Source organism: Pseudoduganella sp. GW821-FHT12E03, from assembly GCF_058807115.1.
The window spans coordinates 385,786-397,901 of the sequence record NZ_JBXAQJ010000004.1 but is presented as its reverse complement, the minus strand read 5'-3'; the positions used below and the strand labels follow the sequence as shown (position 1 = coordinate 397,901).

Genomic DNA, 12,116 nt, shown 5'->3' with positions numbered 1-12,116 from the left:
CTGGCTGCCCCCGGCTGCCTGCGGGGGCAATTTGCCAGTTACTCGACAATACGGGGCCTGGCCCTAATGCCGTTCAGCTAGCGGTGCATGACGTAGGGCGGCTTTTACAAAGCCGCCGTGCGTGCAGGCTCGTGTCGCTCATGCTGGTGGTGCTGCATGCATGGCGGCTTCCGCTAGGGGCTCGGCGCCCCCCGGCAAACCTTCCTACCGATTTTGCGCCGCAGTACCTGGTTATAGGCCTCCACGTGTCCGCTCTACAGCCTTAACTTAACGGCATTGGGGCCTGGCCCCAAGGTGTCGACTGTTCCCGGAACAATCCGCTGAGCGTCGCTGGCGGCAGGGGATGGGCGGCGTATTTCGGCGCAGCCGCCTTCCAGTATGCTGCGGGGCGGCCGGGGATAGACCGGTTTACAGGCCCTGTGGGGCGCTGAAAGCAGCCGGGACGTGGAAAGTCCCGGACTCGGTGCAAAAACGGCTGTAAAGCCCGTTAAAGGGCTGCCGCGTAGATGGCGCGGGCATCGTCGCGCGTCACGTCGCGCGGGTTGTTGCCCAGCAGGCGGGTTTGTAGCATGGCGTCGTCAGCCAAACGGTCGAGGTCGGCTTCGGCGATGCCGACTTGCTGCAAGGTGCGTTCAATGCCGGTGGCCGTGGCCATTTGCTGCATGGCGACGGCCAGCGCTTCGGCGCGGGCCTCCATGCTGCCGCTGGCCTGGGGCACGACGATACCGGCCAGCTCCGCGTAGAGGGCGCCGGCCGCCGGCGCATTGAAGCGCAGCACATGGGGCAGCACCAGCGAATTCGACAAGCCATGTGGCACATGGAAAATGCCGCCGATCGGATAGGCCAGCGCATGCACGGCCGCCACCGGTGCGTTGGCAAACGCCTGACCCGCCAGCATGGCACCCAGCAACATCGACTGGCGCGCCGCGAGGTCGCCGCCGTGTTCGCACACGCGCAGCAAATTGGCCGACAGCAGGGACAGCGCCTGGCGCGCCAGCATGTCGGACAGGGGATTCTTTTTGTGGCGGCTGGTATAGGCTTCGATCGCGTGCACCATGGCGTCGATCCCGGTGGCCGCGGTGACTGCCGGTGGCAAGCCCACGGTGAGTTCCGCATCGAGCACCGCGAGGTCCGCATACAGTTGCGGCGCCACCACGCCCATCTTGGTGGTGTCGCCCGTGGTCACGATGGCAATGTTGGTGACTTCCGATCCAGTGCCGGCCGTGGTCGGTACTTGTACCAGCGGCAAGCGTTCGCCCCGTACATTGCCGATGCCGTATATCGCGGACAGCGGCTGGGCGTTGTCCACCGCCAGCACGGCAATCAATTTCGCGACATCCATCGAACTGCCGCCGCCGAGGCCAATGACGATATCGGCGCCGCATTCGCGCGCGGCAGTCACGCCGCCCAGCACGATGGCTTCCGGCGGATCGGCCACCACATCGGCATGGACGTTCACGTGAAACCCGGCCGCTTCCAGGCTGTCGACCGGCGCTTGCACCAGCCCGGTCCGCAGGAAGCCGGGATCCGTCACCAGCAAGGCGCGGCTGGCGGACGGGAAGCGGTTGCGCACATGCGCCCCCAGTTTGCGGGCCGCACCCAATTCGGAAACGAGGTGCGCGACGGTGCTGAAGGCGAAGTCATTCATTCGGAATTCCGGAGGATGTCGGGCGTTCCAGAGTACACCGCACATCGCCGGCGCGCAACGGTAGGGGGGCGGCTCGCGGCCTGTCCCGTGCCAGGAGCGAACGGCGTTACGTTGGCGGTGCAAGATGTAGGGCGGGTTTTGCAAAGCCGCCGTGCGTGCGCACTGCTGTCGCGCGTGCTGGCGGTGTTGCAGGCATGGCGGTTTTGCGTCGCGTACCTGGTGATAGGTCTTGCCGATTCCTGCCGAGGCACAGAGTGGACTGCGTGTTGGTGCGGAAGCGGCCAGGATCCGGTTTCCGTACAATGTTGGCTTTGCTTATACGGAGGCCGCATAGCAGCGGCAGTTGCATGGTTGATTATTTGACGCTGGGGGTTGCCGCATTTGCCGCAGGGCTGGTCGATGCGGTGGTCGGGGGCGGGGGCCTGATCCAGATTCCCGCGATTTTTTCCGTATTTACCACCACCGCCCCCGCGACCTTGTTAGGCACCAATAAACTGGCGTCCGTGTTTGGTACCGCCGCGGCCGCCGTGAATTACGCGCGCCGGGTGCGCATCGCCTGGTCGACGGCCGCGCCGGCATCGATGGCGGCTCTGGTGTTTGCCTTCGTCGGCGCGTACACCGTGACAAAGATCCCGCCGGACTTCATGCGCTCCCTGTTGCCGCTGGTGCTGATCGCGGTGGCGATTTATACGTTTCGGCGCAAAGACCTGGGCAGCGTGCATGCGCCGCTGTTTGCCGGCGCGCAGGAAAAAGCGTGGGCCATCGGCATCGGTTCGCTGATTGGTTTTTACGACGGCTTTTTCGGTCCCGGCACCGGCAGCTTCCTGGTGTTCCTGTTCGTGCGATTCTTTGGTTTCGACTTCCTGTCCGCGTCGGCGGTGGCCAAGGTGGTTAACGTGGCGTGCAACATCGCTGCGCTGGCCTGGTTCGGCTGGAGTGGCCATTTGATCTGGCAACTGGGCTTGATGATGGCGGTCTGTAACGTCGCCGGTTCGCTGATTGGCACCAAGCTCGCGCTGAAGCACGGCAGTGGTTTTGTGCGCCGCCTGTTCCTGGTGGTGGTGTCGGTGCTGATCGTGAAGACCACTTACGATGCGTGGCTGCGCTGGTGATTGGTTTCACGTGAAACAATGGGATGGAAGAAGGGGGCGCTGCGGCGCCCTTTTTCATGCCCGGAATTGTTCCACGTGGAACATCGCACCCAGCCTAAAATTGTTTCACGTGGAACCAAGCCGCGATGAAAACCACTGTTCCACGTGGAACATTTCGCCTAATATGCGTGCCTAAAAAATTCGCAGCGCATAAAACGCTCTATAATCTCGATTCAATCCTTCGCTTTTCTCACATTCCCAAACATGTTATTTCCAACTGAATTCGACGTGATCGTCGTGGGTGGCGGCCATGCCGGCACCGAAGCGGCGCTGGCTGCGGCCCGCATGGGCCAGAAAACGCTGCTGCTGACGCATAACATCGAAACCCTCGGCCAGATGTCCTGCAACCCGTCCATTGGCGGCATTGGCAAGGGTCACCTGGTCAAAGAAGTCGATGCCATGGGGGGCGCGATGGCGATTGCCACCGATGAATCCGGCATCCAGTTCCGTATTTTGAACTCGTCCAAAGGCCCGGCGGTCCGCGCGACGCGCGCCCAGGCCGACCGAATACTTTACAAACAGGCAATACGTTCCCGCCTGGAAAACCAGCCCAACCTGTGGCTGTTCCAGCAAGCGGTCGACGATTTGATGGTGGAGGGCGACCGCGTGGTGGGCGCCGTGACGCAGATCGGCCTGAAATTCCTGGCCCCGGCCGTGGTGTTGACCGCTGGTACTTTCCTGGATGGCAAGATCCACGTGGGCCTGCAAAACTACTCGGCCGGCCGCGCCGGCGATCCGCCGGCGATCTCGCTGTCGGCCCGCCTGAAGGAACTGAAACTGCCGCAAGGCCGTCTGAAAACCGGCACGCCGCCCCGTATCGATGGCCGCAGCATCGACTTTTCCGCCATGACGGAACAGCCGGGCGACCTCGATCCGGTGCCGGTGTTTTCGTTCATGGGCAACACGGCCATGCACCCGAAACAGTTGCCGTGCTGGGTCACGCATACCAATGCGCAGACGCACGATATCATCCGTGGCGGGCTGGACCGCAGCCCGATGTACACCGGCGTGATCGAGGGTGTCGGCCCCCGTTATTGCCCGTCGATCGAAGACAAAATCCACCGTTTTTCCAGCAAGGAATCGCACCAGATTTTCCTGGAACCGGAAGGCTTGACCACCAACGAATTCTATCCAAACGGCATTTCCACCAGCCTGCCATTCGATGTGCAAATCAACCTGGTGCGCTCGATGAAAGGCCTGGAAAACGCGCATATTTTGCGTCCCGGCTATGCCATTGAATACGACTATTTCGACCCGCGCGGCTTGAAAGCCTCGCTGGAAACCAAGGCCATTGCCGGCCTGTATTTCGCCGGCCAGATCAACGGCACCACCGGCTACGAAGAAGCCGCCGCCCAGGGCATGCTGGCCGGCATCAATGCGGCCTTGCAGACCCAGGGCCGCGACGCCTGGACTCCGGCGCGCTCGGAAGCCTACCTGGGCGTGATGGTCGACGACCTCGTCACGCAGGGCGTGATGGAGCCGTACCGCATGTTCACCAGCCGTGCCGAGTACCGTTTGAGCTTGCGTGAAGACAATGCCGACATGCGCCTGACGGAGATCGGCCGCCAGCTGGGCTGCGTGGGCGATGCCCAGTGGGAAGCGTTTGAACGCAAGCGCGAAGCCGTCGCGCTGGAGCTGGAACGCCTGCGTTCCACGTGGGTCAATCCGCGCATCCTGGCGGCCGCCGAGTCGGAACGGGTGATCGGCCAGGCCATCGAACGCGAGTACAACCTGGCGGATTTGCTGCGCCGTCCGGGTGTGGTGTACGACAAATTGATGACCCTGGAAGGGATGGAAGGCCAGGCGCTGGCGGGGCCCGGCGTGGAGGATGAAGCCGTGCGCGAGCAAGTGGAAATCACCCTGAAATACTCGGGCTATATCGAGCGCCAGAGCAAGGAGGTCGAGCGCCACGAGCACTATGAAAACCTGAAATTGCCGGACGGCGTCGACTACATGGGGATCACCGCGCTGTCGATGGAAGTGCGCCAGAAACTCACAAAAAACCTGCCGGAAACCCTGGGCCAGGCGTCGCGTATTTCCGGGGTCACGCCGGCCGCGATTTCCCTGTTGCTGGTGCACTTGAAGAAAGCGGGTTATGGCGCGTTCGGGGCGAAAAGCACCGAGCAGGAAGGGGCCGCGCAATGAGGTGGTTCGACCGGGCGGTACTGGCCGAGGTGTTGAAAAACGGCGTAAATGAACTAAAACTGGAATTGTCGGAAGCGCAGCACGAGCAGTTGCTGGATTACCTGACGCTGCTGAACAAGTGGAACAGTGTCTACAACCTGACGTCGGTGCGCGATCCGATGCAAATGATGACCCTGCATTTGCTTGATTCGCTGGCCGCCGTGCCCGCGTTCGAAGGCGCGAAAAACGTGCTGGATGTGGGCGCGGGCGGCGGGTTGCCGGGCATCGTGCTGGCCATCGCGCGGCCCGACATGCAGGTGTCGATGATCGACACCGTGCACAAGAAAACCGCCTTCCTGACCCAGGTGAAGGCGCAGCTGGGCCTGGCCAACGTGACGGTGTACACGATGAAGGTGCAGGAACTGGCGGTGGCGCAGTTGTTCGACGTGATCACGTCGCGCGCCTTTGCCGACCTGTCCGACTTCGTCAACTGGTCGGGGCATTTGCTGGCCGAAGGCGGCCAGTACATCGCCCTGAAAGGCACCGCGCCGCAGGACGAACGGGAACGGCTACCGGCCCCCTGGCAAGCGACGGATTTACAGCCCCTGAAAGTGCCGGGACTGGATGCGGAGCGCCACCTGGTGTACATCAAAAAGATGTAATTCACCTTTCGATATAAACGGTATAAATCATTTATATCGTATAAATCGAATAAACAAAATAAACCATTTATATCGTATAAATCGTATAGCTCATTTGAGAGATAACTAGAAGATTCATGGCCAAAATTTTTTGCGTAGCAAACCAGAAGGGCGGCGTGGGTAAAACCACCACGACAGTCAACCTCGCCGCGGGACTGGCCAAACTCAAGCAGCGCGTGCTGCTGGTGGACCTGGACCCGCAAGGCAATGCCACCATGGGCGCCGGCATCAACAAGGCCGGCCTGACCGCCTCCACCTATGAAGTCATGCTCGGCAACGCCGACGTGGCCACGGCGCGCCAGCGTTCTGAAGCCGGCCGCTTTGACGTGTTGCCGTCGAACCGCGAACTGGCCGGCGCCGAAGTGGAAATGGTGGAGCTGGACAACCGCGAGCGCCGCCTGAAAGATGCGCTGGCCGCTGTGGATAAAGAGTACGACTTCGTGCTGATCGACTGCCCGCCGGCGCTGTCGCTGCTGACCCTGAACGGCCTGTGCGCGGCAAACGGCGTGATTATTCCGATGCAGTGCGAGTACTACGCGCTGGAAGGCTTGTCGGACCTGGTCAACACCATCAAGAAGGTGCACGCCAACCTGAACCCGGACTTGAAGATCATCGGTCTGCTGCGCGTGATGTTCGATCCGCGCATGACCTTGTCGCAGCAGGTATCGGCCCAGCTGGAACAGCATTTTGGCGACAAAGTGTTCAAGACCATCATCCCGCGCAATGTGCGCCTGGCCGAAGCGCCGTCTTATGGCATTCCGGGCGTGACGTTCGACCCGAGCTCCAAGGGCGCGCAAGCGTATATCGCTTTCGGCGCGGAAATGATCAAGCGCATCAAGAAGATGTAAGGACAAATCAATATGGCAACCAAGAAACTCAAAGGTCTGGGCCGCGGCCTGGACGCGCTGCTGGGCGGCGACCTCGATCCCTCCAACCCGGCCTCCAACCCCGGCGGCCCGAACGGCCACACCACGCAGGAAATGTCGGTCACCGTCATGCAGCCCGGCAAATACCAGCCGCGTACCCGCATGGATGAAACCGGCCTGACGGAGCTGGCCGCCTCGATCAAAACCCAGGGCATCATGCAACCGATCCTGGTGCGTCCGGTCGGCAAGGAAGGCGGCAAAAGCAACGGCAAGATGAAGTATGAAATCATTGCCGGCGAACGCCGCTTCCGCGCCGCGCAAATGGCGGGTCTGGAGCAGGTGCCGGTGCTGGTGCGCGACGTCGATGACCGCACGGCCGCCGCGATGGCGCTGATTGAAAACATCCAGCGCGAAGACTTGAATCCGCTCGAAGAGGCGCAAGGCATCAACCGCCTGATCAACGAATTCGACTTTACCCATGAACAGGCCGCCAATGCCGTGGGCCGGTCCCGCTCCGCCGTGTCGAACCTGCTGCGCCTGATGAACCTGGCCGGTCCGGTGCAAACCATGCTGATGGCTGGCGATATCGACATGGGCCACGCCCGTGCGTTGCTGGCGGTCGATGCCGCCTCGCAAATCACGCTGGCCAACCTGGTGATCGCCAAGCGCCTGTCCGTGCGCGAAACCGAAAAGCTGGTGCAGCGCACGGTGGAAGAAGCGGCGGGAACGGCCGAACAGCGTCCGGTGCGGGAAAAGTCCGGCGATATCCTGCGCCTGGAAGAAGAGTTGTCCGATGCGCTGGCGACCCCGGTGGTGTTCAAGATGGGCGCCAAAGGGAAAGGCCAGGTGGTGATTGATTTCGCCGACCTCGATGTGCTCGATGGTGTGCTGGCACGGTTGCGCGGCGCAACGGCCTGAGTTTTTGCCCGGCACGCTGTACCGTAAAAATACGAGGCCCGTGATGATCTACATCACGGGCCTTTTTTCAAGAGCCATTCGAAAATTTCATGGATCGCGAAAGCGTAAAAATTTGTATCAGGGTATATAAAAAGCAACAAAATCACAGAAATGACGATTTTCGTTGCCCCTTATATCAAAAATTATCTTTCTCCTGAGGAAACATCATCACGCTCAGTTATAACCATACTCTATATAAAGAGTCGCCGATAAACGCCGGAACAGATAACAAAATCCTATGAAAATCGCCGCTGATAGCGCGCACATGGATCGCTAAGTTGGTGCAACTCCTCTAAACCCGCTGCAAATCCGTCGCGTTCCGACAGCAAAACCCCCCAAATCGGTGCATCTTCGTTTGACCGGCTAGCCAAATTCCTAATATAATCCTGTGTCTTTAGTTGTATACGCTTTCTCTGGGAACCTGGCAAGTGAGTGATTTAACGCAAACCGTTGCCCGGCCCGTGTTTAAAGTTGTTGCCCTGCAGTTCACAATCGCCGTCTTTTTCTCGGCCGCCACCGGATTCTTTGGCAGCCATGCGAACGGCTGGTCTGCCGCCATCGGCGGAGCAATCGCGGTCATCGGAAGTCTGGTGTACGCGATTATTGTCATGCGCGGAACTAATGACGCGAAACAAGCTTTCCGCACGCATTTTCGTGCCGAAATGGTAAAGGTTTTAATAACAGCAATCCTGTTCGCGGGCGCCCTCGTGTTGTTTTCGTCGGCCGGCACAGTTTGGCTGATTCTAGGATTTGCGGTGGCGACCCTCGCATACTGGTTCGCGCTGCTAGCAGTTTAATTAACAAAATCTGAAGACACTATGACCACTGAACACGGGGGCCACGCGGCCCCGGCTAACGCCACAGAGTATATTCAGCACCACCTGTCTCACCTGAACTCCGCTGGTGAAGTCGTCACCACGAACTCCATCAACCTGGATACGTTCTGGATTTCGGCCATCCTGGGCCTGATTTTCCTCGGTATCTTCAAGCTCGCTGCCAGCCGTGCCACGGCCGGCGTACCAGGCAAGCTGCAAAACTTCGTTGAATGGGTCATGGAACTCGTCAACGACACCGTCAATTCCGCTTTCCACGCCAAGAGCAACGTGATCGCCCCACTGGCCATCACCATCTTCGTGTGGGTCTGGCTGATGAACGCGATGGACTTCCTGCCGGTAGACTTGCTGCCGAAAGTGCTGGAATTCTTCGGCGTCTACAAGCTGCGCGTGGTCCCGACCGCTGACGTGAACCACACGTTCGGCATGTCGATCGGCGTCATGCTGTGCATCATCGGTTTCTCGATCAAAGCCAAAGGCGTAGGCGGCTGGGGTAAAGAACTGTTTACCGCGCCATTCCACGCCCACGGTATTGCCGCCATCGTCCTGGCGCCTGTGAACTTCACCTTCCAGATGCTGGAACTGCTGGCCAAGCCGATTTCGCTGTCGCTGCGACTGTTCGGCAACATGTATGCCGGCGAACTGATTTTCATCCTGATCGCGTTGCTGCCATGGTGGGCACAGTGGCTGCTGGGTGGTCCATGGGCAATCTTCCACATTCTGATTGTAACTTTGCAAGCTTTTGTGTTTATGGCGTTGACGGTTGTGTATCTGGCCCTTGCGGTTGAGAAGCATTAATCAACAACTTTTTGATTTGTAATTTTCGTATCTTTCGTTTTTTTTAAATTAGGAGAAATCTAATGCAAGCTCTGATCGCACAAGTACAAGGTATGACCGTTCTGGCCGTAGCAATCATCATTGGCCTGGGCGCCATCGGTACCGCACTCGGCTTCGCTATCCTGGGCGGCAAGTTCCTGGAAGCTTCGGCACGTCAACCTGAACTGATGCCACAACTGCAAACCAAACTGTTCGTTATCGCTGGTCTGCTGGACGCGATCTCGATGATCGGTGTTGGTGTTGCTCTGCTGTTCACGTTCAACAACCCGTTCCTGACCGCTATCACCGCTGCTGTTGCTCAGTAATAACCGCTCCAACCGGGGAAACTTTTTAGGAGCAAGGCATGAACATTAATATGTCGCTCATCGGCCAGATGATCACCTTCGCGGTGCTCGTTTGGTTCTCGATGAAATTCGTCTTCCCAGCGCTGAACGGTGCGCTGGACGAGCGTGCCAAGCGTATCGCCGATGGTCTGGCTGCCGCCGACCAGGGCAAGGCTTCGATGGAAATCGCTGCAAAGCAATCCGCCCAAGCCTTGTCCACCGCCCGTGACGAAGCCGCAACGCTGGTGTCCGACGCGGAAAAGCGCGCGCAACTGGTAGCTGAAGAAATCAAGGCAAATGCCAAAGCCGAAGCCGAGCGCATCGTCGCGAACGCCAAAGCTGAAGCCGATCAGCAAATCACCCAGGCCCGCGAAGCACTGCGCGCTCAAGTGGCTGACCTGGCTGTCAAAGGCGCCGAGCAAATCCTGAAGCGCGAAGTAACGGCGTCGGCGCATGCTGACCTGTTGAATCGCCTGGCGACTGAGCTGTAATCATGGCTGAAATCGCAACCGTCGCCCGTCCTTACGCGGAAGCCCTCTTCCGCGTAGCTCAAGCTGGCAACCTCGCTGCGTGGTCCGACCTGGTGTCCGAAATGGCCCAGGTCGGCGGAAACGCCGATGTGCTGGCATACGCGCGCAATCCGAAAGTTTCGGATAGCGACATCGCCGCCACCATTCAATCTCTGCTGAAATCGCCGCTGACGCCGGAAGCCAACAACTTCCTGAATATGCTGCTGGCCAATGGCCGTATCGAATTGCTGCCGGAAATCGGCGCCCAGTTCGCCCTGTTGAAAAACAGCGCGGAAGGTGCAGCCGATGCCGACATTATCAGCGCATTCGAACTGAGCGCAGCACAGGTATCCGAGCTGGTCGCGACGCTGGAAAAGAAATTCAGCCGCAAGCTCAACCCGAACGTAACCGTGGACCCATCGCTGATCGGTGGAGTGCGTGTGGTAGTTGGTGACGAAGTGCTGGACACTTCGGTACGCGCCAAGCTGCAGCAGATGCGTACCGCCCTGACCTCGTAATTAACGGGATCAGGCGGCAGCGCCGGCAGACCACATACCCTCGCGCAAGCGGAGAGAAAACATTTAGGAGTTAGTATGCAACTCAACCCATCTGAAATCAGCGAGCTGATCAAGAGCCGGATCCAAGGCATTGATGGCGGCGCTGAAGTGCGCAATCAAGGCACCGTAATTTCCGTTGCCGACGGTATCTGCCGCATTCACGGTCTGTCCGATGTGATGCAAGGCGAGATGCTGGAGTTCCCTGGCAACACCTTTGGCCTGGCAATGAATCTGGAGCGTGACTCCGTCGGCGCCGTTATTCTGGGTGCTTACGAGCACATCTCGGAAGGCGACACCGTCAAGTGCACCGGCCGTATTCTGGAAGTGCCAGTCGGCCCGGAACTGCGCGGCCGAGTGGTGAACGCGCTGGGCCAGCCGATCGACGGCAAAGGTCCAGTTGAAGCCAAGCTGACCTCGCCAATCGAAAAGATCGCACCGGGCGTTATTGCCCGTGAATCCGTGTCGCAGCCTATGCAGACCGGCCTGAAGTCGATCGACGCGATGGTACCAATCGGCCGTGGCCAGCGTGAGCTGATCATTGGCGACCGCCAGACCGGTAAATCGGCTGTGGCAGTTGATGCGATCATCAACCAAAAAGGTCAGGGCATGACGTGTATCTACGTCGCCATCGGCCAAAAAGCTTCGACCATCAAAAACATCGTGCGTTCCCTGGAACAGCACGGCGCGATGGAATACACCATCGTTGTTGCCGCGACCGCTTCGGAATCGGCTGCAATGCAATACATCTCGGCCTACTCCGGCTGCACGATGGGCGAATACTTCCGCGACCGCGGTGAAGACGCGCTGATCGTCTACGATGACTTGTCGAAGCAAGCAGTTGCTTACCGTCAAATCTCGCTGCTGCTGCGCCGTCCACCAGGCCGTGAAGCGTACCCAGGCGACGTGTTCTACCTGCACAGCCGTCTGCTGGAACGCGCAGCCCGCGTGAACGCCGACTACGTCGAAGCCTTCACCGGCGGCGCCGTTAAAGGCAAGACCGGTTCGCTGACCGCGCTGCCGATCATTGAAACCCAGGCTGGCGACGTTTCCGCGTTCGTTCCAACCAACGTGATTTCGATTACCGACGGCCAGATCTTCCTGGAAACCTCGCTGTTCAACTCCGGTATCCGTCCTGCGATTAACGCAGGTATCTCGGTGTCCCGCGTTGGTGGTGCGGCTCAGACCAAGGTCATCAAAAACCTGTCCGGCGGTATCCGTACCGACTTGGCACAGTACCGTGAACTGGCTGCGTTCGCGCAGTTCGCTTCCGACCTGGACGAATCGACCCGTAAGCAGCTGGACCGCGGCGCGCGCGTGACGGAACTGCTGAAGCAGACCCAGTACTCGCCACTGTCGATCTCCCTGATGGGTGCATCGCTGTTCGCCGTGAACAAAGGCTACCTGGACGACGTGCCTGTGAAGAAAGTCCTGGCCTTCGAAGCCGGCCTGCACAGCCACCTGAAAGCCAAGCAAGCTGCCCTGTTGGCCAAGATCGAAGAAAGCAAGCAACTGGACAAGGACGGCGAAGCTGCGCTGGCCGCTGCCATTGCTGATTTCAAGAAATCCGGCGCATTCTAAGCGGATCGGCGGCCAATAGGCCGCCTTTCTCG

General features: G+C 59.5%; 12 protein-coding genes. 11 read left to right on the top strand and 1 reads right to left on the bottom strand.

Annotated features, from left to right (window positions below; genetic code table 11):
- Positions 1 to 487: 487 nt before the first annotated feature.
- Entirely contained in the window at positions 488 to 1,648 is a 1,161-nt protein-coding gene (locus tag AC1RRC_RS12645) for an iron-containing alcohol dehydrogenase (RefSeq protein ID WP_493055822.1), read from the bottom strand.
- A gap of 347 nt (positions 1,649 to 1,995) precedes the next feature.
- Between AC1RRC_RS12645 and AC1RRC_RS12640 the strand changes: the two genes are divergently transcribed.
- The 11 genes from AC1RRC_RS12640 to atpA all read left to right on the top strand — a co-directional run bounded on the left by AC1RRC_RS12640 (position 1,996) and on the right by atpA (position 12,084).
- On the top strand, positions 1,996 to 2,760 hold the full coding sequence (locus AC1RRC_RS12640; RefSeq protein ID WP_493055821.1) for a sulfite exporter TauE/SafE family protein: 765 nt from the start codon (positions 1,996 to 1,998) through the stop codon (positions 2,758 to 2,760).
- A gap of 243 nt (positions 2,761 to 3,003) precedes the next feature.
- A complete protein-coding gene (gene mnmG, locus AC1RRC_RS12635; RefSeq protein WP_493055820.1) occupies positions 3,004 to 4,944 on the top strand; it encodes a tRNA uridine-5-carboxymethylaminomethyl(34) synthesis enzyme MnmG in 1,941 nt (646 codons plus the stop codon).
- Positions 4,941 to 5,585 (top strand): 16S rRNA (guanine(527)-N(7))-methyltransferase RsmG, encoded by a 645-nt coding sequence (gene rsmG / locus AC1RRC_RS12630; RefSeq protein WP_493055819.1) that lies wholly within the window; start codon positions 4,941 to 4,943, stop codon positions 5,583 to 5,585. Before mnmG ends, rsmG begins: the two co-directional genes overlap by 4 nt.
- A 116-nt stretch (positions 5,586 to 5,701) precedes the next feature.
- Entirely contained in the window at positions 5,702 to 6,472 is a 771-nt protein-coding gene (locus AC1RRC_RS12625) for a ParA family protein (RefSeq protein ID WP_493055818.1), read from the top strand.
- A gap of 12 nt (positions 6,473 to 6,484) precedes the next feature.
- Positions 6,485 to 7,408, top strand: a complete 924-nt coding sequence (locus tag AC1RRC_RS12620; protein WP_493055817.1) for a ParB/RepB/Spo0J family partition protein — start codon at positions 6,485 to 6,487, stop codon at positions 7,406 to 7,408.
- 467 nt (positions 7,409 to 7,875) lie between these two features.
- Complete coding sequence (locus AC1RRC_RS12615) at positions 7,876 to 8,244, top strand: ATP synthase subunit I (protein WP_493055816.1); 369 nt, start codon at positions 7,876 to 7,878, stop codon at positions 8,242 to 8,244.
- A 21-nt stretch (positions 8,245 to 8,265) separates the two neighbouring features.
- Positions 8,266 to 9,078, top strand: a complete 813-nt coding sequence (gene atpB, locus AC1RRC_RS12610) for a F0F1 ATP synthase subunit A (RefSeq protein WP_493055815.1) — start codon at positions 8,266 to 8,268, stop codon at positions 9,076 to 9,078.
- Positions 9,079 to 9,140: 62 nt separating this feature from the next.
- Positions 9,141 to 9,422 carry a F0F1 ATP synthase subunit C gene (atpE, locus tag AC1RRC_RS12605; RefSeq protein WP_161024218.1) on the top strand — a complete coding sequence of 94 codons (282 nt, stop codon included), beginning with the start codon at positions 9,141 to 9,143 and terminating at the stop codon, positions 9,420 to 9,422.
- A gap of 38 nt (positions 9,423 to 9,460) precedes the next feature.
- Positions 9,461 to 9,931, top strand: a complete 471-nt coding sequence (locus AC1RRC_RS12600; RefSeq protein WP_493055814.1) for a F0F1 ATP synthase subunit B — start codon at positions 9,461 to 9,463, stop codon at positions 9,929 to 9,931.
- Positions 9,932 to 9,933: 2 nt separating this feature from the next.
- Positions 9,934 to 10,467, top strand: coding sequence for a F0F1 ATP synthase subunit delta (locus tag AC1RRC_RS12595; RefSeq protein ID WP_154371269.1), 534 nt, complete (start codon positions 9,934 to 9,936; stop codon positions 10,465 to 10,467).
- 75 nt (positions 10,468 to 10,542) lie between these two features.
- Complete coding sequence (gene atpA / locus AC1RRC_RS12590) at positions 10,543 to 12,084, top strand: F0F1 ATP synthase subunit alpha (RefSeq protein WP_493055813.1); 1,542 nt, start codon at positions 10,543 to 10,545, stop codon at positions 12,082 to 12,084.
- The last annotated feature ends 32 nt before the right edge of the window (positions 12,085 to 12,116 follow it).

Excerpts from the sequence above, each read along its gene's own strand:
- atpA (WP_493055813.1), top strand. The coding sequence starts at position 10,543 with ATGCAACTCAACCCATCTGAAATCAGCGAGCTGATCAAGAGCCGGATC.
- AC1RRC_RS12640 (WP_493055821.1), top strand. The coding sequence starts at position 1,996 with ATGGTTGATTATTTGACGCTGGGGGTTGCCGCATTTGCCGCAGGGCTG.
- atpB (WP_493055815.1), top strand. The coding sequence starts at position 8,266 with ATGACCACTGAACACGGGGGCCACGCGGCCCCGGCTAACGCCACAGAG.
- AC1RRC_RS12625 (WP_493055818.1), top strand. The coding sequence starts at position 5,702 with ATGGCCAAAATTTTTTGCGTAGCAAACCAGAAGGGCGGCGTGGGTAAA.
- AC1RRC_RS12595 (WP_154371269.1), top strand. The coding sequence starts at position 9,934 with ATGGCTGAAATCGCAACCGTCGCCCGTCCTTACGCGGAAGCCCTCTTC.
- mnmG (WP_493055820.1), top strand. The coding sequence starts at position 3,004 with ATGTTATTTCCAACTGAATTCGACGTGATCGTCGTGGGTGGCGGCCAT.
- rsmG (WP_493055819.1), top strand. The coding sequence starts at position 4,941 with ATGAGGTGGTTCGACCGGGCGGTACTGGCCGAGGTGTTGAAAAACGGC.
- AC1RRC_RS12600 (WP_493055814.1), top strand. The coding sequence starts at position 9,461 with ATGAACATTAATATGTCGCTCATCGGCCAGATGATCACCTTCGCGGTG.
- AC1RRC_RS12645 (WP_493055822.1), bottom strand. The coding sequence starts at position 1,648 with ATGAATGACTTCGCCTTCAGCACCGTCGCGCACCTCGTTTCCGAATTG.
- atpE (WP_161024218.1), top strand. The coding sequence starts at position 9,141 with ATGCAAGCTCTGATCGCACAAGTACAAGGTATGACCGTTCTGGCCGTA.
- AC1RRC_RS12620 (WP_493055817.1), top strand. The coding sequence starts at position 6,485 with ATGGCAACCAAGAAACTCAAAGGTCTGGGCCGCGGCCTGGACGCGCTG.